Here is a 22,314-nt window from a genome sequence, read left to right as displayed (position 1 = left end):
GCAGTATAAGGAGCGCCCGACCGAACGCCGCACAAATGAGCCGGAACGACGAGGTCGCCGCCCTCTTGGAGGAGTTCGCCGACCTGCTGGAGGCGACGGGCGTCGAGTACAAGCCGACGGCCTACCGCCGCGCCGCCGAGAACGTCCGCGAGCACACCGCGCCGATCGAGAACCTCGCGGGGGAGGGGGAGGACGCCGTCGCCGAGATCGACCGCGTCGGCGACGCGATCGCGTCGAAGGTCGTGGAGTACTTCCAGACCGGTGAGATCGAGGAACTGGAAGAGCTCCGCGAGGAGCTCCCGGTCGACATGGCGGGACTCACCGCCGTGGAGGGCGTCGGGCCGAAGACGGTCGGGAGCCTCTACGAGGCGCTCGGCGTCACCACGCTCGACGAGCTGGAGGCGGCCGCGGAGGCCGGGGAGATCCGGGAGGTCTCCGGCTTCGGCGCGAAGACCGAGGAGAACATCTTGGAGAACGTCCCGTTCGCCCGCGAGGCGCGGAAGCGGACCCGGCTCGGCGACGCCCGGCCCGTCGCCGACGCGGCGCTCGCGTACCTCGCCGACCTCGACGCGGTCGGCTCGGCCGAGGTGTGCGGCTCGATCCGGCGCTGGAAGGACACCATCGGCGATATCGACCTGCTCGTCGCCAGCGACGCGGGCGAGCCGGTCGTCGAGGCGTTCACCGACTGGCCCGAGGCGGACGCGACGATCGAGGCGGGCACCGGGAAGGCGAGCGTCCGCGCGAGCGGGACCCGGGTCGACCTCCGGGTCGTCGACGCCGCGGAGTTCGGCGCCGCGCTCCAGTACTTCACCGGCTCGCGCGCCCACAACGTCGCCGTCCGCAACCGCGCGATCGACCGCGACCTGAAGCTCAACGAGTACGGGCTGTTCGACGTTTCGGCGGTCGACGACCCCGACGCGGGCCAGCGCGTCGGCGAGCGCGTCGCCGGGGAGACCGAGGCCGGCGTCTACGAGGCGCTCGACATGGACCCGGTTCCGCCCGAGCTCCGCGAGGACAACGGCGAGGTCGAGGCGGCCGCGGCGGGCGAACTCCCGGACCTCGTCGAGACCGGCGACCTGCGCGGCGACCTCCACACGCACACCGACTGGTCGGACGGCGGCTTCTCGATCGCGGAGATGATCGAGGCGGCCGCGGAGCGCGGCCACGACTACCACGTCGTCACCGACCACGCCGCCGGTCCGGGGATCTTCGGAAACACCGGGCTCGACGAGGCCGACATCGCCGAGCAGGCCGCGGCGGTCGAGGACGCGGTGCGCGAGGTCGACGGCGCCGTCATGGGCCGCGAGGTCGACGGCGCGGGCGGCGGGGACGACCCGGGCGACGGGGACGACCCGGGCGGCGACGACGACACGATCGCGGTGTTCCACGGGATCGAGGCGAACGTCGACGCGGAGGGAGCGGTCACCACCGACGACGCGACGCTCGCCGACCTCGATCTCGTCGTCGCCTCGCCGCACTCCGCGCTCGGCCAGGACGACGACGCCGCCACGGCGCGGCTGGTCCGCGCGGTCGAACACCCCCACGTCGACGTCCTCGGCCACCCGACCGGCCGGATCATCAACAGCCGACCGGGCGTCTCGCCGGACGTCGAGGCCGTCGTCGCGGCCGCCGCCGACGCTGGCACCGCGATCGAGGTGAACGCGAACCCCGCCCGCCTCGACGCCGACGGGGACGCCGTTCGAGCAGCGCTCGACGCGGGCGCCGCGGTCGCCGTGAACACCGACGCGCACTCGCCCCGCGAGCTCGACAACGCGCGGTACGGCGTCCACACCGCGCGGCGCGGGTGGGCCGAGGCGACCGACGTGCTCAACGCGCGCTCGGCCGCCGGCCTGCGCGAGTTCATCGACGGCTGATGGCTCCCCGGGTCCTCTGCGACGCGATGTGCGGGAAGCTCGCGACGTACCTCCGGATGTGCGGCCACGACGCGGCGTACGCGCTCGACCGCGGGGTCGAGGCGGACGACCGGCTCCTGTCGATCGCGGCCGAAGAGGACCGGACCCTGATCACCCGCGACCGCGAGCTTGCGGCGCGCGCCGCCGACCGCGACCCCGCCGCGGTCCTCCTCACCGAGCGCGACGTGCTCGACCAGCTCCGCGAGGTCGCGGCCGCGGGGCTCCCGGTCGAACTCGCTGCGGAGCCGACCCGATGCGGTGACTGCAACGGCCCGGTCGAACGGATCGGTCCGGGGGCCGATATCGACCCCGGCGACCGCCCCGAGTACGTCCCCGACGACGTGGGAGCGTCGCCGGCGGCCGAGTCTCCCCCGGACGGCGACGACCCCCGCCCCGCGTGGCGCTGTCGCGACTGCGGGCGCTGGTTCTGGAAGGGCGGTCACTGGACGTCGGTCGCCGAGCGGCTCGACGCGGTGTGAGGCTCGGGTCGTCGCGGGCCGCACCGCCGTCCGCGCCCGAGCGAAACCGGTTTGCCCGCGACCCGCCTACGGTCGGTCGATGAACCGCGACCAGGCCGTCGACCGGCTGGCGACCCTCGTCGACCGCGTCGAGGACGAGACGATGCCGGTCCCCGTCCGCGAGGTGTGGGCGTTCGGCGACGTCGCGCTCGGGCTCGACCCCGTCGAGCGCCTCGACGTCTACCTCACGAAGGACGTGATCATGGGCGGCGACAGCGAGGCGGCCGTCGCGTTCGAGGCCGAGTACGGCGTGAAGGGCGTCGGCACCTCCGTGCGCGCCGAGTGGGCCGAGGCGCACCCGGACCGCGTGCGCGCGAGCGACAACGGGTACGCCGCCCCCGAGAAGTGCCTCGCGGCCGAGCTCGTCGCGGAGGACGAGCCGATCCACCTCGAAGTGTGTAACGCGAGCTTCGAGGACAACGTGCGTCAGCGCCTGAAAGGGGCGCTCGCGCGCGACGCCTACGAGGAGGTGCTCGACCCCCGCGGGGTCTGCCTGTGGGTCGACGGCACCCGCGACGAGGAGGCGTTCGACCGGCTCCGCGAGGCCTCCCTCGCGATGCCGACGCTCCCCGCAGCGCTCGGCATGCTCGGCGCCGACGAGGACGTGGCGCGCGAGGCCGCCGACGTGCTCGAACGCCGGCGCGCCGAGCAGGAGGGCGCCTCGGTGCGCGGCGACATGGTGTAGTCGGGACGCCGGTTACTTCGGGTTCCCCTTCCCGACCGCGTCGGCCGCCACCGGACGGTTTTTTGCGCGGTTCGCCGTGGGGACGGTATGCCCACGCCCACCGACCGCGTCCGGCGCGCGGAGCGCTCGCGGATCCGCGTGATGTTCGACCTCGCGGAGCGTCACGACGGCGACCTCGTCAGGCTGGAGGTCGGCGAACCGGACTTCGACACGCCCGAACACGTGATCGACGCGGCCGCGAGCGCCGCCCGCGGCGGCGCGACCCACTACACCTCCAACGCGGGACTCCCCGAGTGCCGGCGCGCGATCAGCGACACGCTCGCGGCCGAGTACGGCGTCGAGCACGACCCGGACGAGATCGTCGTCACCGTCGGCGGGATGGAGGCGCTCCACCTCGCGGTCCTCGCGACGGTGTCGCCCGGCGAGGAGCTGCTCGTTCCGGGGCCGACGTGGCCGAACTACGAGACGCAGGCGACGCTCGCGGACGGGACGTTCCGGGAGGTCCCGATGCCTGCCGAGACGGGGTTCGCGCTCGACGCCGACCGCGTGATCGACGCGATGAGCGACGACACCGCGGCGGTCGTGCTGACGACGCCCTCGAACCCGACCGGGCGCGTCTTCGACCGCGACGAGTGCCGGGCGGTCGTCGAGGCCGCGGCCGATCACGACGCCTACGTGATCGCCGACGAGGTGTACCTCGGGCTCACGTACGACGGCCCCGCCAAGGGGATCGCCGCCTACACCGGCGGCCCGGACCACGTGCTGACGGTCGGCTCCTGCTCGAAGCGGTACGCGATGACCGGCTGGCGGCTGGGCTGGCTCGCGGGCGACCCCGAGGTGATCGACGAGGTGGCGACGGTCCGCGAGTCGACAACCGCCTGCGCGTCGAGCGTCGCCCAGCACGCCGCGATCGCGGCCCTGACGGGCCCGCGGGAGCCGTTCGAGGAGATGTACCGCGCCTTCGAGGAGCGGCGCGACCTCGTCGTCGACCGGATCGCGGGGATCGAGGGGCTCTCGGCGCCCCGGCCCGAGGGCGCGTTCTACGCCTTCCTCGACCCCGGGATCGACGCGCCCGCGATCGACGTCGCGAAGTACCTCCTGCGGGAGCACGGCGTCGTCCTCGCGCCCGGCGACGGCTTCGGCGACACGGCCCCCGGGCGGCTCCGCCTCTCGTTCGCGAACTCGGTCGACCGGCTGGAGGAGGGGTTCGACCGGATCGAGGCGGGGCTCGCCGAGTTCTGACCGCTAGCGCATCAGCTCCCCGCCGTTCACGTTCAGCGTCTCGCCCGTGACGAACGTCGCGTCACGGAGGTAGGCGGCCGCGTCGGCGATGTCCTCGGGCTGGCCGTACCGGTCGATCGGGATCTCGGCCAGCTCCTCGCGCCTCTCCTCCGGCGTCCGGTCGTCCGTCATGTCCGTCTCGACGTGTCCGGGCGCGATCGCGTTCACCCGTATCTCCGGCGCGAAGTCCCCGGCGTGGCTCCGGGTGAGCGAGAGGAGCGCCCCCTTCGAGGCGGCGTAGTGGCACTCGATCGGCGCCCCGGTGTGCGCGAGGATCGAGGAGAGGTTCGTCACCGAGGGGTCGTCGTCGGAGTCCCGGAGGTGCGGGAGCGCCGCCTTCGTGACGTTGAACGCGGAGTTGACGTTGACGTCGGTGACCCGGTCGAAGTCCGCCGGGTCGAGGTCCTCGGTGTACACGTGCTGGTCGATCCCGGCGTTGTTGACGACGTGGTCCAGCCCGCCGAGCGCGTCGGCGGCGGTCTCCACGAGCCGCGCGGCCGCGTCGGGGTCCGAGACGTCGGCGCCGACGGCGACCGCCTCCCGACCCCGGTCGCGGACCGCCTCCGCGACCGCTTCCGCGGCCTCGTCGCTGGTGCGGTAGTTGACGGCGACGTCGTAGCCGTCGGCGGCGAACCGAAGCGCGATCGCCCGTCCGATACCCCTCGAAGAGCCCGTCACGAGTGCGGCCGGCATGTGTCGCGAATCGACCCCGTCCGACTTCGACCTTCCGGCCTCGGTAGCGGGCCGACGGTCGGACTCACCGGCCGCCTACGGCACCCGTCCCACCGTCACGTCGAAGGGGACGCGCTCGACGCGCTCGTACTCCCCGTCCCCGATCGCGTCGACCACCTCGCGGCCCATCTCGCGCCAGCGCCGCCGGAGGTCGTCGTAGGCGTCCGCGGAGGTCGCGGCGATCAGCTCCTCGCGGTGATCGGCGAGCCCGGCGCCGGAGGCCTTCCGCGCCGCGGACGACAGCGCGGGCTCCGCGTACGGCGGCGCGGTCCGCTTCTCGTGGACGTACCGGCGCGTCCGGACGTCGTCGAGCCCCGCCCCCGCGAACGCCTCCCGCACGCGGTCGCCGAGGGCGACGTCGGTGCCGACGCCTCTCAGGTACGCCTCGCGGGCCTCCCGCTCCAGCCGCTCCTCGGCGGCGACCGTCGAGCTGACCGTCACGTCGCCGTTGTCCGGCTCGATCGCGGCGACGAGCTCGGAGGAGACGCGCGCGAGCTCCCGGACCGCGGCGGCCGGGTCGGGGAGGTTGACGAGGAGGGCCTGACAGACGGCGAGGTCGACGGCGTCGTCCGGGAGCGGGAGCCGGGTCGCGTCGCTGGCGACGTACGGCAGCCCGGTCTCCTCGCGGGCGACCGCCAGGAGGTCGGGGTCGGCGTCGACGCCGATCACGGTCGCGTCCGGCCCCGCCTCCGCGGCGAGGACGCGGGTCAGCTCGCCGGTGCCGCAGCCGACGTCGAGGACGCGGCGGCGGCTCGACAGCTCCAGGTCCGCGAGGGCCTCCCGGTCGTCGACCCACATCCCCCGTCGGGTGTGTTCGAGGTACTCCGCGGAGAAGCGTCGCACGACCCCGCGTTCGGCGCGGGCCGAATTAAACGTGGGGAAGCCGGGCGGCCGAGGGCCAGTCCCTACTCCTCGTCGTCTCCGCCGCCGCTCCCGATCCCGACGAGGTCACCGAGGAGCGCGGCGGTGACGCCGGCGCAGTAGCCGACGAAGGCGCCGCTCACCCCGACCGCCGCGAACGCCGCCGCCACTCCCCCCAGCGGGGCGTCGCCGCCCACGCCCGGGACGCCGAAGACCGTCCCGGCGACGGCGAGCCCGGCGAAGACGACCGCCGGCACCGCGCCCACCGCGAGACACGCCGGCCCGCCGCAGCGCGCGTACCCGCCGACGGCCGCGATCGGCGCCGGGGCGTAGAACACCAAGAGGGGTACGAGCCGGTCGGTCAGCGCCGCCGCGGTCGGGACGTCGGCCCGGTCGGCGACGACCGCGACCGCCAGCGAGAGCGCCACGAGGCCGGCGAACCCGCCGACCATTGTGACGGCCAACCGCCGTCGGCGCCCGAGGAGGAGCGCCTCGGTGGTGGTCATATCCGTGGATCGCGGCCCCGGGTACATAAAGGCGCGTCGGACGGCTCACCGGTCCGTCCGGGATCGGCCGCGTTCGCCCCCGCGACGGCTCACTCCGCGCGCAGGTCGCGGACGCGCTGGATGTTCCACGCGAAGCTCTTGCCGTCCTCCGTCGGCGTCTCCAGCGCCAGCGGGACGTCGAGGAGGTCCGGGTGGTTGACGATCCGCTCCATCCCGGCCTCGCCGATGTGGCCCTCGCCGATGTGGGCGTGCTCGTCCTTGTTGGTGCCGCAGGCGTGCTTCGAGTCGTTGAGGTGGATGTACTTCAGGTGGTCCAGTCCGACCACGTCGTCGAACTCGGTGACCGTCTCGTCGACCGCCTCGGGCGTCGAGAGGTCGTAACCCGCCGCGAACGCGTGGGCGGTGTCGACGCAGACGTCGACGTCCGTCTCGGTGCGGTCGATGATCCCGGCGAGGTGTTCGAACTCGTCGCCGAGCTTCGTCCCGGCGCCCGCGTCGCTCTCGATCAGGATCGTCACGCCGTCCGGCACGTCGATCTCGTCGATGACGCTCGCGGCGTTGTCGAGCCCGCCCTCGACGCCCGCGCCCGTGTGCGCGCCGAGGTGGACGTTGACGTACGGGATCCCGAGCGTCGCGGCCGCGTCGACCTCCTTCTGCATCGAGTCGAGCGACTTCTCGCGCAGGCCCTCCTTCGGCGTGCAGAGGTTGACGAGGTACGACGTGTGGATCACCCACGGTCCCTCCAGGTCGCGCTCGGTCCCCTCGCGGAACTGTTCCGCCTCCTCGTCGCCGATGTCCGGGTCCTGCCACACCTGCGGGGAGTGCGTGAATATCTGTCCGCAGTTGCCGCCGAACTGCTTCTGCCTGAACACCGCGTTCGCGATGTTCCCGTACGGCGGGGTTTCGGGATCGTTGGACGCTTTCGAACCGGAGATCGAGACGTGCGCGCCGACCTTGAGACTCATACCGCTACGAGGGGGGCGACTGAAAAAGCCCCTTCGGAACGTCGGGCGGGGCGGACCGCGCGACTTTTCACCGCCGACGGTGTGCGTCCGCCATGACCGACGACTTCGGTCTCGCCGTGGGGGCGCGCGCCCCGAACGTCGCCGGGGAGCTCGTCGCTCCCGGCGGCGGGGTCGAGACCGTCGCGCTCGACGACCTGCTGGCCGACGGCCCCGTGCTGTTGTGCTTCTACACCGCCGACTTCAGCCCCGACTGCATCGAGCAGTGGTGCGCGTTCCGCGACTTCGACTGGTTCGCCTCCGGCGACGCCGTGCAGGTCGTCGGCGCGAGCAAGTCCGGCACGCGGCTCCACCGCCGGTTCATCGACCGGCTCGACCTCACGTTCCCGATCTTCTCCGACGCCGACCTGGCGATCGCCGACGCCTTCGACGTGGTGTACCGCGTGCTCGGGCTCGCGAAGCGGTCGCGCCGGTCCTGCTTCCTCCTCGACGCCGACCGGACCGTCCGGTACCGGTGGCTCAGCCAGCACTGGCTCGACCCGACCCGCGACGTCCCGCCGGTCGGCGAGATCCACGAGGCGATCCGCGACCGCGTCGACACCGAGGAGCCGGACTCGTTCGGGTTCGGCTCCTGAATCGCCGGGGAACGAGTCGACTCCAGCCGTCGACCCGGCTACGACCCGTCGCCGGGTCGCGTCCGGACCCACCCGTCGTCGCGGTACTTCGCCTCGACGAGCTCCTCGGCCCGCGCGAGCTCCGCGCTCGACCACGAGCCATCGCGGTCGAGTTCGACCCCGTCGCGCTCGGCGTCGGCCCCGCCGACCACCCACGCGGCGAGCGCCGCCTCGACGGCCGCCACGGCCTCCTCCCGGTCGACGTCGACGAGCTCCGCCATCCCGACGACGCGCTCGCGGAACTCGGCCGGCGCGACCGCCGGGTCGTCGAAGACGCCGAGGTGGCGCTCCGCGTCGACCGAGAACGTCAGCGACCCGTGCTGGATCACGGCGTCGCGCTTGCGGTACTGCGCGTTGCCCGCGATCTTTCGGGGTCCCGCCGCGCCGCCGCCGGCGTCGCTTCCCGCCGGATCGGTCGCCACCACGTCGTGCGCCGGGTGGAGCCCCCGGAGGTAACAGGCGGGGTGGTACAGCTCCGGCACCGACTCGTCGACGTAGTCGGCGTCGATCCCGAGGCGGTCGAACGCGTCGAGCACCGGCTCGCAGAGCAGGTGATAGCAGTCGAGCAGCTCGCCGGGCACGTCGGCCGCGGGCACCGCGATGGAGTAGGCGACGTCCCCGCGCGCGTCGTGGTAGATCCCGCCGCCGCCGGTCTGGCGGCGGGTCACGTCGATCCCCTCGCGCTCGCAGAACGCCCGGTCGACCGTCTCCGGGTCCTGCCGGTAGCCGAGCGTGAGACAGCTCGGCTCCCACCGGTACGTCCGAATCGTCGCCGGGCCGCCGGCCGCCGCTGTCTCGGCGGCCACCTCGTCGAGCGCCATCTGCATCGGCCCCGGACGGGCCTCCTCCCGGATCAGCCGCCAGTTCCCCGTCGGCGCGGTCATGCTCTCCCCTCCGCCCGCCGCCCCGAAAGCGGTTGCGCTCGGGCGGGAGAACGGGTCGTGCTCGAATTTGCTATCGTGCGTGACGGTTTATCGCTCCGTTCGCGGAACGCGCGTCCCTTTTAGGAATCGCCGGAGTAGGGGGCGTATGGTTCGAAACGTCGCCGGCGACATGGCGGAGCTCGACCCCGAGGACTTCTATCTCCTCTCGGGCGTCGAGCAGGGGATGCGGTTCTCGGAGTGGGTCCGCCGGGACAAGCTCCCCGACTACGCCGACCTGACGCGCGAGGAGGTCGACTACCGGATCGACCGGTGTCTCGACCGCGAGCTGATCCAGCGGAAGACGATCCAGTACGAGGGGTACCAGCTCACGTTCGAGGGGTACGACGCCCTGGCGCTCCGGACGTTCGCCGAGCGCGAGACCATCGACGGCGTGGGCTCGCCCCTGGGGTTCGGCAAGGAGGGAGACGTGTACGAGGCGCAGTCGTTTAAGCCGCTCGCCCTGAAGTACCACCGCGAGGGGTACACCAACTTCCGCGAGGTGAACCGCGAGCGCGAGTACACCGCGGACCGCGACCACGTCTCTTGGATGTACACCGCGCGCAAGGCGGCCGAGCGCGAGTACGAGGCGATGGAGGCGATCTACCCCGACGTGAGCGTGCCGCGACCGGTCGATCACAACCGTCACGCCATCGTGATGGACAAGTTCGACGGGGCGGAACTCGCGCGCGCGACGCTCGAACCAGAGCAGGCCTCCGCGGTCCTCGACCTGGTCCTCCGCGAGCTGGTCACCGCGCACGACCTCGGCTGGGTCCACGCCGACATGTCCGAGCACAACGTCGCGGTCGCCGAGAGCGGCGTCACGATCTTCGACTGGCCGCAGGCGGTCCCGGTCGACCACGAGAACGCCCGCGAGTTCCTCGAACGCGACGTCGCGAACCTCCTGCGCTACTTCAGCCGGAAGTACCCCCACGAGGTCCCCCGAGACGTCGATCGCGAGGGGATCGCCGCCGCCATCGCCGACGGCTCGTTCGAGACGGTTCGGGCGTTCACGGCCGAGTAAATCGCATAGCGCGATACGAAATCTGAGATCGTCCGATATCCGGTCGTACCCTACCCCGTCGCCGCCGGTCGCCTCACGTCTCAGTCGTTCGATCCGTCCCGTTCTCGGTATGAACCCGGTGCGGACCCGGATCCACGCGTGACGCGATCGGTCGGCCGAACCTCCGATCCGAAACCGATTTATTCTTTTAGGCTGGCCTAAATCGTATGCGACGAGACGCGGACGAATCAGTCACGGCGCGTTCGAGGCCTAGACCGCGGCACGAGACCGGTCCGTACCCGGTACTCTCGGGGGAGGCGCGGCCGATCGACGGCGAGCGCGTCGCGGACGCCGTCGGGAGGGACTCGTAGATGCGCGCCCGGGAGTGGGCCGTCGCGGCGACCTACCGCGACCCGACCGACTACGGCGTCCCGGCGCTGCCGACGTGGCGGGTCGAACGCGGCGCGTGCGGCGGTCTCGCGTTCGCGGCGACAGACTGCGACGAGCCGTTCATCGCCGCCGCCGACCCGGTTCGGGTGCGGCGATGAGCCGGGCGTCCCCGGTCGCTCGACCGCGCACCGCGACCGACCCCCGGGACCGAAGCGCCTACGTCGCCTCGCCCGCGCCGAGGGGTATGGATCCGACTCACGAGCGGACGGCGGACCGTCCCCGACGGAACCGACGGGTGGTCGACCGATGAGCGGCGACCCGACCGCCGACCGCGACGCGGTCGTCGTCGGCGGCGGCGTCGCCGGGCTCTCGGCGGCCGTCTTCACGGCGCGTCAGGGGCTCGACACGCTCGTAGTCGACGCCGGCGAGTCGATCCTCCGGCGGAACGCTCACCTGGAGAACTTCCCCGGATTCCCGCTCGGCGTCGACGCCCGGCGACTGCTCGACCTCCTCGCCGAGCAGGCCGAGACCGCCGGCGCGGACCGGCTCGACGCGCGGGTGACGCGGGTCGCCGTCGTCGATTCCGGCGACGGCGACGCCGGCGGCGACGATCCGGACGACGCCAGATTCGCGGTCACCACCGACGGCGGCGACCGGGTCCGGACGCGGCACGTCGTCGCGGCGACGAAGAACGAGGTCGGCTACCTCGACGGGATCGAGGGGGTCGGCGTCCTCGACCGCGGGAAGGCGCACGTCGACGTCGACGAGCGCGGCCGGACCGGCGTCGACGGCCTGTACGCGGCGGGGCGGCTCGCGGAGAAGCCACACCAGGCCGCGGTGTGCGCCGGTCACGGGGCCGAGGTCGCGGTCGCGCTGCTGGAGGACGACGACGCGCCGTTCTACCACGACTGGGTGGCGCCCGAGGGGTACTTCACCGACCGCGGCCGCGAGGTGCCGCCGGGCTGCGAGGAGATCAACGCCGACGAGCGCCGCGAGCGCGAGGCCGCGTCGCTGGACGCGACCCGCGAGCGGTTCGCGGAACCGCATCCCGACCCGCAGGAGACGCACCCGAGCCTGGAGGAGTGACCGCATGTGGAGCGTGACCGCGACGTGATCGGGACGACGCTGGTCGAGATCAGCGACCACATCGAGGCGCTCGCGGACGCCGACGGCGACTACTCGCTCGTCTGCGCCCGCTACGGCGACCGGCCGGTCCCCGCGGCCGGGCTCCGCTTCGAGAGCCGCGCCGCCGCGCGCGCCGCGGCCCGCGCCACCGAGCAGTACCGCGACGCGCTCCGTCGGTACGACCCGCAGGTCCCGTACTACGACGTGATCGTCCGCCAGGAGTACGCGACCGACGACGCGCTCGGTCCCGGCTCCGCCGACGCGAGCCTCGACGTCGACGCCGCCTCCCGTCGACCCGACGCCGCGGCCCGTCGCCCCGGCGACGACGCCGACCGCCACCGGTTCTCGGCGGCCGAGGCGGCGGCGTGGTCGCTCTCCGATCCGGTCGTGAACGGGAGCGGCGACCCGGTCTCGGACGGGACCTCAGACCCGGGCCGGGGGCGCCCCCCGGGCCGCGAGCTCGTCGGGTTCTGTCACGACGCGGCGGCCGCGGTGTTCGAGGCGCTCTCGGCGAGCGACCGCGACGCGGTCGAGTCGGCGGTCATGGACGCCTACTTCGCGCTCGCGGAGGAGCGATCTGACCCGGACGACCTCTGTCTCCGCCTCCTCGAAGCGATGGCGTCCGAGCTGCGCCGCGGCCTCAACCCGGCGGCGCAGGCCGCGGTGCTGGCCGACGCCGCGTCGCGGCTCCCCGCCGTGCCCGACGCCGACCCGGTCGCGGGGGCGTTCGAACGGCTCGCGGGAGCGGGCGTCGTCGGGAGCTACGCGACCGACGCGGACGGTCCGGGACGGCCGGCGAACCCCGTCGCGGTCCGGGTGTCGGGGTACGCGCTGACCCCGCGCGACGGCCGGTTCCCGACGCTCCCGATCGCGCTCGAACTGTGCCGGCACGGCGACCGGTCGCCCCCGCGGGCGGTGCGCGTCGCCGACGCGGCGGACGGCTGGCGGCTCGGCGTCGACACCGCCTCTAGCGGGGAGTTCGCCGGCCTGACGAGCGCCCCGATCCGCGAGTGAGCCGATCCCTCATTCGAGGACGGCGACGGCGTCGACCTCGATCCGGTTCCCGTCTCCGACGACCGCCCCGCCGAACAGGTCGGTCCCGAACCCCTCCGGCACCGCGACGGTCGCGGGCTCGCTCGCGAAGTTGACGACGACGAGGAGGGCGTCGCCGTCGGCGGGCGCGTCGTCGCCCCGCTCACCCTCGCCGCCCGGCTCGTCCTCGCTCGACCCTTCGCCGTCGGTCGCGGCCGCCCGGACCCACGCGGTCACCCGCTCGGGGTCGCCGTCGACGACGCGCACGTCGGCGGCGTCGAACGCGACGGCGCCCTCGCGGAGGAGCGGTTCGCGCTCCCGGAGCGCGGCGAGGTCGCGGTGGAAGTCGGTGAGGTCGTTGTCGCCGTCGTGCCAGCGCACGGGTCCGCGGTACGTCTCGTTGCCGCGCTCCTGGCCGGCGTAGACCATCGGCGCGCCGGGGAGCGCGAAGACGGTCGCGGCGGCGGCCTTCAGCGCGTCGCGGCCGTGCTCGGCGAGGTACCGCTCCTCGTCGTGGTTCTCGACGTAGCGCATCTGGCGGCGCGGGTCGTCGAAGCCGAGCCACGCGGCGCGGTCGAACGCGTCGGCGATCGCGTCCGCGGACGCCCTCCCGGCGCCGACGTCGCCGAGGACCTCGTACAGGGAGCTGTCGTAGTGGAGGTCGAACTCCCCCTCTCCGTAGAAGGGGTCGTGCGGGAGCGTCTCGTCGAGCAGGAGGACGTCGTCGGGGACGCGGTCGGCGACCTCCTTCCAGAAGCCGTGCGGGACGCCCCACGCGACGTCGGCGCGGAAGCCGTCGACGACGCCGGCCCACTCGTCGACCACGTCGAGCAGCCACGCGCGGACGGTCGGGCTGTCGAAGTTGAGGTTCGGGATCCGCCCCCAGTCGAAGTAGTACTCCGGCGCGTCGCCGTCGTCGAGCGCCGCCCACTCGATGCCGGTCACGTCGCGGGCGCCGTCGGTCCGCCGGTAGTGGTCGGCGTACTCCTCGACGCCCGCGGCGTGCAGCTGGAAGGCGGGGTGGTCGCGGGAGGTGTGGTTGATGACCAGGTCGAAGATCACCCGGATCCCCGCCTCGTGGCAGCGCTCGACGAGCGACTCGAACGCCTCGCGCGAGCCGAGGTCGCTCGCCGTCTCGTAGTAGTCGGTGACGTGGTAGCCGTGCTCCGTCGGCGAGGCGAGCACGGGCGTCAGCCAGAGCGCGTCCACGCGCAGGCTCTCCAGGTACGGCACCCGGCGCTCGATCTCGCGGAACGTGGTCGGCAGGGTGTCGCCCGCGAAGGACCTGACGAAGACCTCGTAGACCGTCGGCGCGTCGGCCCACGCGGGCGGGGCGTGCGGGTCCCCGACCGCGACCGCCGGGCGGCCCTCTGCGTCGCCGTCGCGCTCGATCCGCACCGTCTCGGCCGCTCCGTACCGTCCCGCGTGCGGGACCGCGTGGACCCGGAGCCCGTCGCCGTCGAGGGCGGCGGCGGGGAGCTCGCCGATCGGGATCGCGAGCGCGGTCTCGTCCGCCAGCGACTCGATCCGCGCGACCGCCTCCGGGGGCGCGTCGCGGTCGTCGACGAGGAACTCGACGTCGACGGGGGACCCGTCCGGCTCGTCGCGGTCGCCCAGCGCCGGCGGCGCGTCGACCGCGGCCGTCAGGACGACCGCCGGCTCGCCGCGCTCGTCGCCCGTCCCGCCCTCGCTGGCTTCGTCGCTCTCGCCGCCCGCCCCGCCCTCGCCGCCTTCCCCCTCCTCGACGCGCGCGTCGAGCGAGAGGCGGGGGCGTCCGGGTCCGGGGACCTCGACGACGCCGCCGCGCTCGGTGCTCCGGTCGTCGTCGACGACGAAGCCGAACCCGTGGCGGCCGGGCGGGGCGCGGGTCTCGACGACCCAGTCGTCGCCGTCGCGCTCGGGGCGGTCGCGGCCGAGGAGCCGATCGTTGTGCGCCCACAGCAGCGAGACGCGGTCGGCGTCGTCGACGGGGAGCTCCGCGGCGGGAACGCGGAGTTCGACCCCCCGGCGCTCGTCCGGGAAGGCGCGCACGCGCTGGCGGTGCGTCCCGTCGGGCGCGTCGAGCGTCAGGGTGTAGGTCCCCGGCGCGTCCGGCCGGAGGCGGACGACCGGCGCGTCCGACCGCCCCGTCGCGCCGCGGCGGAGGACCGCGTCTCCCCGTCCGTCCGCCTCGTCCCCGGGCCCGTCGCCGCGACCGACGGCGCTCCCGGGCGGCGCGTCGCGGACCGTCCACTCGTAGGTCCCGCTCGGGTCCGGGGACCGCGGCGCCAGTTCGACCGACTCGCCGACGCTCGTCGTCCGCGGGGGGCCCGGCTCGTGCATGGGGGTACCCGGGCGTCCCCCGGCTTGAGGGTTTCCGTCCGCCGAACGCGCGAGCGGTCGCGACACCGAAAACTCATACGCTGCGGGGGCGTCCGGCCGCGTAATGCAACTCCGCGACGCGCTGGACGACTACAAGCGCAACGCCGGACACCCCACCCGGTTCCCCGGCGAGCGGCGGACCGTGACCGGGCGGTTCTCCGGCGGCGACGGGCGGCTGGTCCACGTCGGCGAGGGCGGCGAGCTCCGCGACTTCGGCTACCCGCTGACCGGGCGGACCGGGCTGGTCCGCTCGCGGATCGGCCTCGCGGTGGGCGGCGACGTCGCCTGGCTCGACGAGGTCCCCACCGAGCAGCGGTACGTCGGCGACGCGACCCTGATCGAGACGGTCCACGAGGCGGACGCCGCGACCGTGACCCGTCACGACGCGACGGTCGGGAGCGCGCACGTCACGCGAGCGACGGTCGATGTCGGCGAAGACGGCCACGCGAACGTCGACCCCGAGGCCCTCTCGCTCGTCGTCTACGCCCGGTTCGCGCCGGACGGCCGCGACGACCGGATCGGCCAGCTCCGGTACGACGACGCGGTCGAGGCGTACCACGCCGACGAGCACGACTTCCTCGCGAGCGCCACCGGCTTCTCCGACCTCCGGGGACAGCTCCCGACGCCGTTCCACGAGCTCCTCGACGAGTCGCCGACCGACCTCCCCCGCGGCCGCGACGGCGACCGCCGCGACGAGGAGCGGCTCTCCGGCGAGGTGATCGCCGACGTCCCGTTCGAGGACGGCGCCGCGACGGTCGCGTCGCTCCTGACCGACCGGGCCGAGACGACGCGTGCGGCGGCCCGCGCCCGGCTCGACGAACTGTTCGCCGAGCTCGACTCGGTCGACGCGCTCGCCGCGGCCGCGGACGGGACGACGCCCTCGGTCCCCGCCTCCGCGCCGGCCCGCGAGTCGCTCGTGGCCGACCTCCGCGTGCTCTCGCTGCTCTCGGCCGAGTCCGGGCTCCGGATCGCCGGTCCCGACTTCGACCCCCACTACGCGACCTCCGGCGGCTACGGCTACACGTGGTTCCGCGACGACGCCGAGATCTCGGCGTTCCTGCTCGGCGCCGACGACCGGCTCGGGCTCGGGCTCGGCGACTGGCACGCGCGCTCGGCCGAGATGTACGTCGCTACCCAACGCCCCGACGGCTCGTGGCCGCACCGCGTGTGGCCGCGGGACGGCGCGCTCGCGCCCGGCTGGGCGAACGCCCGGATCGAGGACGGCCCCGACGTGGACTACCAGGCCGACCAGACGGGGAGCGTCATCGCCTACCTCGCGCGGGCGCGGGCCGCCGGCGCGGACGTCGACGACCTCGACGCGACCCTCGTCGCCGCGCTCGCCGGCCTCAACGAGACGCTGGAGCCCGACGGTCGCCCCGTCGTCTGTCAGAACGCGTGGGAGGACGGCGTCGGCCGGTTCGCTCACACCGCGGCGACGTTCCTGGAGGCGTACAGCGAGCTCGCGCTCCACGGGGCCGGGCTCGACGCCGACGACCTCGACGTGAGCGACATCGACGCAGGCGACCTCGACGCGGGTGACGGCCCCGACGCGACCGCTCCCGGCGCCGCCCTCGACACGGACGCCCTCCCCGACGACCTCGTCGGTCACGCCCGGGAGCAGGCGACGCGCGTGTACGAGGCGCTCGACGACCTCTGGGTCCCCGAGCGCGGCTGTTACGCGCTCCGCGAGACGCCCGAGGGGGCGGTCGACGACCGGCTCGACTCCGCGACGCTGGCGCTGGCGAGCGCGCACCGGTCGTTCGACGCGCTCGGGGCGACGGACGAGGCGAACGGCGAAGGCGACGCCGCGGCGGGCGCCGTCGACGAGGAGCGCCTCGACCGGCTCGTCTCGCACGTGCAGACGGTCGTCGACGGGCTCGCCCGCGAGACCGACGAGATATCGGGACTGATCCGCTACGAGGGCGACGCGTGGCGGCAGGCCGGGCAGCTCTCGGAGAAGGTGTGGACCGTCTCGACCGCGTGGGGCGCGAACGCCTGCGCCGAGCTCGCGGTCCTCCTCCGCAGCCGCGGCGACCCGCGGGCCGACCGCTTCGCGGCGCGCGCCCGCGAGCTCCTCGCGCACGTCTCGCCCGGCGGAACGCTGTGCGAGCCGACGAGCTACCTCCCGGAGCAGTTCTTCGACGACGGGACGCCGGACAGCGCGACCCCCCTCGGCTGGCCGCACGCGATCCGGCTGGCGACGGTCGCGCTGCTGGACGACGAGGGGCTCCTCTCGCCCGAGCGGGCCGCGGCCGAGGAGTGACGCGACGCGCTGCGCTTTCTCGCTATTTATACCCGACGAGCGGGTATGACCGGATTTATAAGTAGAACTGCGGTGGCGCGTGCCGGTGAGCGCCGCAACGCGGCGCGAGCCGCACGCGCGAGGGACGCGGCGACCGAAGGGAGCCGCGAGGCTGGGGAGGCGTGAGGTTGCGGTGCGGTCACGGGCGGGCGGGACTCAAAGGGGCAGCCGCGAGGACGGCGTAGGCGACGAAAGCACCGCAAGGAGCGAGCAACGCGAGCGACTGCGGAGCGCAGCGAGCGTACGCCGTCCTCGCGGCTGGGGCTTTGGAGGTAGTCACCGCCGATCCGGGCTCAACAACGTATGGCCGAGCGGCTGGGGCTTTGGAGGTAGTCACCGCCGATCCGGGCTCAACAACGTACGGCCGAGCGGCTGGGGCTTTGGAGGTAGTCACCGCCGATCCGTGGTCGATCATTTATAGATAAGCTATTGGAGAATACCAATCGATTCACCGTCGATCAGCGCCTGATCGCATACGAGGGATTTTGACCCCACCGCTCCCTCGATCCGACCTTCCGCCGCTATCACAGCGTTCAAACCCGGCGCAGGCCACGAACGCGTATGGACGCGGACCGCCGGATCGCCGCCGTCGACGAGGTTCCCGAGGACAGCACCCTGCTCGTGACGCTGCGGCCGGTCGATCCCGAGAGCGTCGACGACGGCGAGGGCGACGTGGGCGAGGCCGCGGACGGGACGCCCGAGGCCGAGGCGATCCTCACTCGGGCGGCCGGCGAGGTGCGCGCCTTCCGGAACTACTGCCAGCACTGGACCGACGTGCGCCTCGACAAGGACGACGGGGCGTTCGTCCGGGACGGCGAGGTGTTCTGTCAGAAGCACGGCGCCACCTTCGAGGCCGACGGCGGCTACTGCAACTTCGGTCCCTGCGAGGGCGCCGTCCTGGAGGGCGTCGAGGTGGCCGTCGACGGCGACGGCGTCTACCTCGCCGACGACGCCTACGAGTTCGTCCGGCTCGGCCACGCGACCCGCGACGGCGACAGCGGCGACTCGCGGATCGACTTCACCGGGAACTGAACGGCGACGCGCCGCTCTGTTCTCGCGGCGCTCGGTTCACTGCGGCCCCGACGGCCGCGTCGCCTCCGGAGACCACAACGGCTGTTTGTGTCACGCCCGCCCATTTATGCGACCCCGACCAACGACGCGTATGAGCGATTCGAACCCCTCCCGGCGTCGGGTGCTTGCCGGGGGTCTCGCCGCGGCGGCGGCCGCGGTCGCCGGCTGTCTCGACGGTTCGGTGACGGCCGGCCCCGCGGACGGGACTCCCGCCGATCAGGTCCTCGTGCTCACCCTCGACGACGCGGGCGAGACGCTCCGAGACACCGGCGTCGTCGACCCCGCAGAGACCGACCCGCGGTGGGACGAGGCCGCGTTCGCGGCCGCCCGCAACGGGGAACGGTACACCGCCCAGTACCGGACGCCGCTCCCGCCCGCGGGCGACGACCCGACGTACGCCGTCCACGACGGCACGTACTACCGGCTCGACTCCGTCGTCGTCGACGAGGCGGCGGCGACCCGCCCCGTCCTCCGCCTGTTCGAGGTCGACGAGGACGGCGGGGACGGTAACGGAAGCGACGCGGGGGACGGCGACGCCGTCGAGAGCGAGGCGCTCCCGGCGGGCGACCGCCGCGCCGTCCGGATCGCGCACTTCGCGGCGCGGGCGCGGGGGAACCCGGGCGGCGTGCCGGTCGGGCTGGTGGAGCGCGGCGGCTACGTCTACCGCGACGCGGAGGCGATCGACGCGAGCGAGCTGCTCGCGGCGGACGGACCGGACCGCGTCTTGCACCGGGACACCGTCTACCGCGCCGAAGTCGCCCGCGAGCGGTTCCACGAGCCCGTGTACCGCGCCGTCGCCGAGCCGGTCGCGGAGTCGCCGGAGCGGATGGAGGCGATCCTCCGGGCGCGCACGGTCGGCGCGCGGATCGAGAGCGAGGACCTTTCGACCGACGCGCGGGCGGTGATCGAGGCCGCCAGACGCGGCGGGTACGAGGAGTCGCACCCGTACTCGGACGGGTACGCGGAAGTCCTCCGGACGCTCCGGGAGCGCCCGTACCTCGACGGCAACGTCCGCAAGGACGCGGGATGGACCGAGTCCGGGTCGGAGCGGATCCGCTACGAGGGCCGGTACTACGACTACCAGCTCCTGTTCGAGTCGCCCTGAGCCGCGTCCGTCAGCGCCGTCCCGTCAGAACCGCGTGCGGCCGCTCGCCCCGCCGGCGTCGTCGCGGCCCAGGGCCTTCTTCAGGAAGCTCATCCAGCGCTTCTGGTCGGCTGCCTCCTGCCGCTCCGCCTCGGTCTCCGGGTCGGGCGCGTTGAGGCCCTCCAAGGCGTCGAGCGCGCGGTCGATACCGATGATCGACGCCGCGAGCTCCTCGCCGCGCTCGTAGCTCACCTCGTTCTCCTCGATCGGTTCGAGCCGGTCCAACCGCTCCCGGCGGAGGTTCCGCTTCGCGCGCTCGACGCGGTCGCGCTCGCCGGGGGGGATCGAGTCGCGCCGCTTGATCTCGAAGACGAACGACTGCAGCTCGATCGGCTCCCCCTGCACCTCGATCTCCTCGGGGATGTCCGCGCCCACCGTCGCGGCCTCGCGGTTCACCCGTTCGAGGAGGCCCTTCCGCTCGTACTCCTTCACGCCCGTCCGATAGGGAGCGGTCGCACTTCGCTCCTTCGGCGGGCGGGCGGCTCGCGGCCCTCGGAGACCTCCCGCCCGCCCCGCGAAGGGACGAGGTTAACCCGACCGCGCCGCAAGCGACGCGCATGGAACCGCTCGAAGCCGAGCTCTCGCGCGCCCGCGACCTCGCCGTCGACGACCTCGCCGACGCGATCGAGGCGATCGGCTTCGAGTGCACGCGCTGCGGCGGCTGCTGTACCGGCTACGCCCCTGACGAGCCCGGCGGCGCGCCGGCGGGGGAAGGGGTCGACGAGGGCGGTGAGGACGATTGTCACGGCGAAGGGTCCGAGGCACCCGACCGCGAGCCCCACACGGCCACCGTCTTCCCGGACGAGGTCCGCGAGGTCGCCGCCGCGGCCGAGGACCGGTTCGGCGAGTCGTACGACTGGCGCGACGTTGCCCGCCCAATGCCGTTCGGGCTCTCCGAGGGCGACGACGGCGAGCCAACGGGCGAGACGTTCGAGTGGGCGCTCGCGACCGACGACTGCGGCGACTGCACCTTCTACGAGGAGGCGGACGGGGAGGGCGCCTGTACGGTTCACGACGCCCGGCCGCTCATCTGCCGAACCTACCCGTTCAGCGTCGCCTTGGAGGGGACGAGCCAGCCCATGGGCGAGGCGGTCGACGAGGCCGGGATCGTCCGCGCCCACGAGTGCGAGGGGCTCGGCCGCGAGGTCTCCCGCGAGGACGCCGAGGCGCTGGCCGCGTCGCTGAAGGAGCGCGCGGTCCGCGAGCTGGCGGAGGCGATCGGGGTCCGCGACAGCTACGACCCGGCGGCGAGCGAGCGCGCCGACGGCGACGTCGTCGTCTTCGACTCGGAGGGGCCGAAGGAGGCCGACGGGACGCCGGTCGACGGGGACTGATCGCGGGACTGCGCCCGCTTATTCCCGAACGACGTCGAGCGCCGCGTCGACGTCGGCGGCGATCGCCTCGCGCGCCGCCTCGTCGGGGAGCGTGAGCGGCGGCCGGACCCTCGGATCCGGGACGAACCCGCGGTGCGCGGCCGCGACCTTCGTCGCGGGCGCGAACCCGTGGTCCCCGCACCGCTCGAAGAGGGGGGCGATCGCCCGGCGGTGGAGCGTCAGCGCGCGCTCGTCGTCGCCGGCGCGGAGCGCCTCGCCGAGGGCGACGAAGGCCTCCGGGATCACCTGCGAGAGGGCGTTGATCCCGCCGTCGACGCCGAGCGACGCGCTCGGATACAGCAGGGCGTCGACGCCCTGGACGACGGTGAACTCGTCGGGGGTCCGGTCGACGGCCGCGTCCACCGCGGAGATATCCCCGCTGGTGTCCTTCAGCCCGACGACCGACTCGCGCTCGGCGACCGCGGCGAGGACGTCGGGGTCTATCGGCTCGCCGACCGTCGACGGGATGTCGTAGAGGAACAGCGGCAGGGGCGTCCCGTCGGCGACCGCGTCGAGGAACGCCCGCTGGCCCGCCGGCGCCGTCGAGGTGTGGTAGTACGGGAGCGTGATCAGCCCCGCGTCCGCGCCGGCGGCGTCGGCGGCGCGGAGCCGGTCGAGGGCGCCGGAGACGGTCGTGTCCGCCGCGCCCGCGATCACCGGGACGTCTCCGTCGGCCGCCTCGACCACCGTCTCGACGACGGTCCGGCGCTCCGCGTCGGTGAGGCTGGCGAACTCGCCGGTGGTCCCGCAGGGGACCATCCCGTCGAGGCCGGCGTCGACGAGGGTCGAGACGTGGCTCGCCAGCGCCTCGGCGTCGACGTCCCCGTCGGCGTCGAAGGGGGTCACGATCGGGGGCGAGACGGCGCCGTAGCGGAAGTCGATGTCGCTCATGGGCGCCGGTTCGGCGGGCCGAGAGAAAGGCGTTGCCCACCGGCGGCGGTACAACTATACTGGTCCGTCGCCACGTACGGGTGGAGTCTACTATGGAGATCTCAGAGAAGCTCCTCTGTCTGTTCAGCGCCGACGTCCGCGAGGTCGACGGCGAGTACGTCGTCGACGTCCCGCGCCGCGAGATCGAGACCGGATCGCTGGAGCCCGGCGAGACGTATCGGGTCGCGCTCGTCTCCCGGTCGGGGGCCAAGGTCGACGACGAGACCGGCGGGGGCGCCGACGTCTCCGCCTCTCGCGCCGACGACGGGCCGCAGCCCCCGGTCGAGCCGGGCGAGATGCGGTACGTCGAGATCGAGGATCTGGGCAAGCAGGGCGACGGGATCGCCCGCGTCGAGCGCGGCTACGTGATCATCGTCCCCGACACGGAGGTCGGCGAACGGGTGAAGATCGAGGTCACGGAGGTCAAGTCAAACTTCGCGGTCGGCGAGGTCGTCGAGGAATCCGTCTGAGGTCTGGGGAAATCGAGAACCGGGACCGACGGCGCGGGGAGGCGACCGCGGCGGGGCGAAC

The 22,314-nt window shown here is 73.6% G+C and carries 23 protein-coding genes; 15 read left to right on the top strand and 8 right to left on the bottom strand.

What is annotated here, in order from left to right; translation table 11 throughout:
* The first annotated feature begins 35 nt into the window (after window positions 1–35).
* The 4 genes from NO900_RS08875 to NO900_RS08860 all read left to right on the top strand — a co-directional run bounded on the left by NO900_RS08875 (window position 36) and on the right by NO900_RS08860 (window position 4,358).
* Window positions 36–1,874, top strand: coding sequence for a DNA polymerase/3'-5' exonuclease PolX (locus NO900_RS08875; RefSeq protein ID WP_256408857.1), 1,839 nt, complete (start codon window positions 36–38; stop codon window positions 1,872–1,874).
* Complete coding sequence (locus NO900_RS08870) at window positions 1,874–2,392, top strand: Mut7-C RNAse domain-containing protein (RefSeq protein WP_256408856.1); 519 nt, start codon at window positions 1,874–1,876, stop codon at window positions 2,390–2,392. The genes NO900_RS08875 and NO900_RS08870 overlap by 1 nt, the downstream gene beginning before the upstream one ends.
* 79 nt (window positions 2,393–2,471) lie before the next feature.
* A complete protein-coding gene (locus NO900_RS08865) occupies window positions 2,472–3,116 on the top strand; it encodes a DUF7095 family protein (protein WP_256408855.1) in 645 nt (214 codons plus the stop codon).
* 87 nt (window positions 3,117–3,203) lie between these two features.
* Window positions 3,204–4,358: a pyridoxal phosphate-dependent aminotransferase gene (locus NO900_RS08860; RefSeq protein ID WP_256408854.1), complete on the top strand. Its 1,155-nt coding sequence runs from the start codon at window positions 3,204–3,206 to the stop codon at window positions 4,356–4,358.
* Between the two features lie 3 nt (window positions 4,359–4,361).
* Here the strand turns inward: NO900_RS08860 and NO900_RS08855 are convergent, their stop codons facing one another.
* The 4 genes from NO900_RS08855 to NO900_RS08840 form a co-directional block, all read right to left on the bottom strand.
* Window positions 4,362–5,090 carry a 3-oxoacyl-ACP reductase family protein gene (locus NO900_RS08855; RefSeq protein ID WP_256408853.1) on the bottom strand — a complete coding sequence of 243 codons (729 nt, stop codon included), beginning with the start codon at window positions 5,088–5,090 and terminating at the stop codon, window positions 4,362–4,364.
* A gap of 75 nt (window positions 5,091–5,165) precedes the next feature.
* The gene (locus NO900_RS08850; protein ID WP_256408852.1) at window positions 5,166–5,972 is read right to left on the bottom strand and encodes a class I SAM-dependent methyltransferase; all 807 of its coding nucleotides are present in this window, start codon (window positions 5,970–5,972) and stop codon (window positions 5,166–5,168) included.
* A gap of 62 nt (window positions 5,973–6,034) precedes the next feature.
* Window positions 6,035–6,496: a hypothetical protein gene (locus tag NO900_RS08845; RefSeq protein WP_256408851.1), complete on the bottom strand. Its 462-nt coding sequence runs from the start codon at window positions 6,494–6,496 to the stop codon at window positions 6,035–6,037.
* Between the two features lie 89 nt (window positions 6,497–6,585).
* The gene (locus NO900_RS08840) at window positions 6,586–7,461 is read right to left on the bottom strand and encodes a deoxyribonuclease IV (RefSeq protein WP_256408850.1); all 876 of its coding nucleotides are present in this window, start codon (window positions 7,459–7,461) and stop codon (window positions 6,586–6,588) included.
* A 92-nt stretch (window positions 7,462–7,553) separates the two neighbouring features.
* On the opposite strand from NO900_RS08840, the gene NO900_RS08835 reads away from it, so the two are divergent.
* The gene (locus NO900_RS08835; RefSeq protein WP_256408849.1) at window positions 7,554–8,093 is read left to right on the top strand and encodes a redoxin domain-containing protein; all 540 of its coding nucleotides are present in this window, start codon (window positions 7,554–7,556) and stop codon (window positions 8,091–8,093) included.
* 38 nt (window positions 8,094–8,131) lie between these two features.
* Here the strand turns inward: NO900_RS08835 and NO900_RS08830 are convergent, their stop codons facing one another.
* A complete protein-coding gene (locus tag NO900_RS08830; RefSeq protein WP_256408848.1) occupies window positions 8,132–9,016 on the bottom strand; it encodes a lipoate--protein ligase family protein in 885 nt (294 codons plus the stop codon).
* Window positions 9,017–9,161: 145 nt separating this feature from the next.
* Between NO900_RS08830 and NO900_RS08825 the strand changes: the two genes are divergently transcribed.
* From NO900_RS08825 to NO900_RS08805, 5 genes are all read left to right on the top strand, one after another.
* Complete coding sequence (locus tag NO900_RS08825) at window positions 9,162–10,076, top strand: serine/threonine-protein kinase RIO2 (protein WP_256408847.1); 915 nt, start codon at window positions 9,162–9,164, stop codon at window positions 10,074–10,076.
* A 206-nt stretch (window positions 10,077–10,282) separates the two neighbouring features.
* On the top strand, window positions 10,283–10,426 hold the full coding sequence (locus NO900_RS08820) for a hypothetical protein (protein WP_256408846.1): 144 nt from the start codon (window positions 10,283–10,285) through the stop codon (window positions 10,424–10,426).
* Window positions 10,427–10,603, top strand: coding sequence for a hypothetical protein (locus tag NO900_RS08815; protein ID WP_256408845.1), 177 nt, complete (start codon window positions 10,427–10,429; stop codon window positions 10,601–10,603). It begins immediately after the preceding gene.
* Window positions 10,604–10,751: 148 nt separating this feature from the next.
* Window positions 10,752–11,531 carry an FAD-binding protein gene (locus tag NO900_RS08810; RefSeq protein ID WP_256408843.1) on the top strand — a complete coding sequence of 260 codons (780 nt, stop codon included), beginning with the start codon at window positions 10,752–10,754 and terminating at the stop codon, window positions 11,529–11,531.
* 24 nt (window positions 11,532–11,555) lie between these two features.
* Window positions 11,556–12,584, top strand: a complete 1,029-nt coding sequence (locus NO900_RS08805) for a DUF7551 domain-containing protein (protein WP_256408912.1) — start codon at window positions 11,556–11,558, stop codon at window positions 12,582–12,584.
* Window positions 12,585–12,593: 9 nt separating this feature from the next.
* Here the strand turns inward: NO900_RS08805 and NO900_RS08800 are convergent, their stop codons facing one another.
* Window positions 12,594–14,924: an alpha-amylase family glycosyl hydrolase gene (locus NO900_RS08800; protein ID WP_256408842.1), complete on the bottom strand. Its 2,331-nt coding sequence runs from the start codon at window positions 14,922–14,924 to the stop codon at window positions 12,594–12,596.
* A 103-nt stretch (window positions 14,925–15,027) separates the two neighbouring features.
* Here NO900_RS08800 and NO900_RS08795 point away from each other — a divergent pair, with 103 nt between their 5' ends.
* From NO900_RS08795 to NO900_RS08785, 3 genes are all read left to right on the top strand, one after another.
* Entirely contained in the window at window positions 15,028–17,226 is a 2,199-nt protein-coding gene (locus NO900_RS08795) for a DUF7997 domain-containing protein (RefSeq protein WP_256408841.1), read from the top strand.
* Window positions 17,227–17,826: 600 nt separating this feature from the next.
* Window positions 17,827–18,297, top strand: coding sequence for a Rieske (2Fe-2S) protein (locus NO900_RS08790; protein WP_256408840.1), 471 nt, complete (start codon window positions 17,827–17,829; stop codon window positions 18,295–18,297).
* A 130-nt stretch (window positions 18,298–18,427) separates the two neighbouring features.
* Window positions 18,428–19,441: a hypothetical protein gene (locus NO900_RS08785; RefSeq protein ID WP_256408839.1), complete on the top strand. Its 1,014-nt coding sequence runs from the start codon at window positions 18,428–18,430 to the stop codon at window positions 19,439–19,441.
* A gap of 24 nt (window positions 19,442–19,465) precedes the next feature.
* Here the strand turns inward: NO900_RS08785 and NO900_RS08780 are convergent, their stop codons facing one another.
* Window positions 19,466–19,912 (bottom strand): DUF5788 family protein, encoded by a 447-nt coding sequence (locus tag NO900_RS08780; protein WP_256408838.1) that lies wholly within the window; start codon window positions 19,910–19,912, stop codon window positions 19,466–19,468.
* A gap of 125 nt (window positions 19,913–20,037) precedes the next feature.
* Between NO900_RS08780 and NO900_RS08775 the strand changes: the two genes are divergently transcribed.
* Complete coding sequence (locus NO900_RS08775) at window positions 20,038–20,814, top strand: YkgJ family cysteine cluster protein (protein WP_256408837.1); 777 nt, start codon at window positions 20,038–20,040, stop codon at window positions 20,812–20,814.
* Window positions 20,815–20,832: 18 nt separating this feature from the next.
* Here the strand turns inward: NO900_RS08775 and NO900_RS08770 are convergent, their stop codons facing one another.
* Window positions 20,833–21,744, bottom strand: coding sequence for a dihydrodipicolinate synthase family protein (locus tag NO900_RS08770; RefSeq protein ID WP_256408836.1), 912 nt, complete (start codon window positions 21,742–21,744; stop codon window positions 20,833–20,835).
* 92 nt (window positions 21,745–21,836) lie between these two features.
* On the opposite strand from NO900_RS08770, the gene NO900_RS08765 reads away from it, so the two are divergent.
* A complete protein-coding gene (locus NO900_RS08765; RefSeq protein ID WP_256408835.1) occupies window positions 21,837–22,253 on the top strand; it encodes a TRAM domain-containing protein in 417 nt (138 codons plus the stop codon).
* The last annotated feature ends 61 nt before the right edge of the window (window positions 22,254–22,314 follow it).

Source organism: Halorubrum rutilum (assembly GCF_024494565.1).
Note: the sequence above shows the minus strand (reverse complement) of the source record. Positions and strands in the feature narration are given on the sequence as shown.

Coding starts and splice junctions, on each gene's coding strand:
- NO900_RS08820 (WP_256408846.1), top strand. CDS start 10,283: ATGCGACGAGACGCGGACGAATCAGTCACGGCGCGTTCGAGGCCTAGA.
- NO900_RS08800 (WP_256408842.1), bottom strand. CDS start 14,924: ATGCACGAGCCGGGCCCCCCGCGGACGACGAGCGTCGGCGAGTCGGTC.
- NO900_RS08865 (WP_256408855.1), top strand. CDS start 2,472: ATGAACCGCGACCAGGCCGTCGACCGGCTGGCGACCCTCGTCGACCGC.
- NO900_RS08790 (WP_256408840.1), top strand. CDS start 17,827: ATGGACGCGGACCGCCGGATCGCCGCCGTCGACGAGGTTCCCGAGGAC.
- NO900_RS08875 (WP_256408857.1), top strand. CDS start 36: ATGAGCCGGAACGACGAGGTCGCCGCCCTCTTGGAGGAGTTCGCCGAC.
- NO900_RS08785 (WP_256408839.1), top strand. CDS start 18,428: ATGAGCGATTCGAACCCCTCCCGGCGTCGGGTGCTTGCCGGGGGTCTC.
- NO900_RS08835 (WP_256408849.1), top strand. CDS start 7,554: ATGACCGACGACTTCGGTCTCGCCGTGGGGGCGCGCGCCCCGAACGTC.
- NO900_RS08860 (WP_256408854.1), top strand. CDS start 3,204: ATGCCCACGCCCACCGACCGCGTCCGGCGCGCGGAGCGCTCGCGGATC.
- NO900_RS08795 (WP_256408841.1), top strand. CDS start 15,028: ATGCAACTCCGCGACGCGCTGGACGACTACAAGCGCAACGCCGGACAC.
- NO900_RS08870 (WP_256408856.1), top strand. CDS start 1,874: ATGGCTCCCCGGGTCCTCTGCGACGCGATGTGCGGGAAGCTCGCGACG.
- NO900_RS08855 (WP_256408853.1), bottom strand. CDS start 5,090: ATGCCGGCCGCACTCGTGACGGGCTCTTCGAGGGGTATCGGACGGGCG.
- NO900_RS08810 (WP_256408843.1), top strand. CDS start 10,752: ATGAGCGGCGACCCGACCGCCGACCGCGACGCGGTCGTCGTCGGCGGC.
- NO900_RS08840 (WP_256408850.1), bottom strand. CDS start 7,461: ATGAGTCTCAAGGTCGGCGCGCACGTCTCGATCTCCGGTTCGAAAGCG.
- NO900_RS08825 (WP_256408847.1), top strand. CDS start 9,162: ATGGTTCGAAACGTCGCCGGCGACATGGCGGAGCTCGACCCCGAGGAC.
- NO900_RS08830 (WP_256408848.1), bottom strand. CDS start 9,016: ATGACCGCGCCGACGGGGAACTGGCGGCTGATCCGGGAGGAGGCCCGT.
- NO900_RS08775 (WP_256408837.1), top strand. CDS start 20,038: ATGGAACCGCTCGAAGCCGAGCTCTCGCGCGCCCGCGACCTCGCCGTC.
- NO900_RS08770 (WP_256408836.1), bottom strand. CDS start 21,744: ATGAGCGACATCGACTTCCGCTACGGCGCCGTCTCGCCCCCGATCGTG.
- NO900_RS08765 (WP_256408835.1), top strand. CDS start 21,837: ATGGAGATCTCAGAGAAGCTCCTCTGTCTGTTCAGCGCCGACGTCCGC.
- NO900_RS08815 (WP_256408845.1), top strand. CDS start 10,427: ATGCGCGCCCGGGAGTGGGCCGTCGCGGCGACCTACCGCGACCCGACC.
- NO900_RS08845 (WP_256408851.1), bottom strand. CDS start 6,496: ATGACCACCACCGAGGCGCTCCTCCTCGGGCGCCGACGGCGGTTGGCC.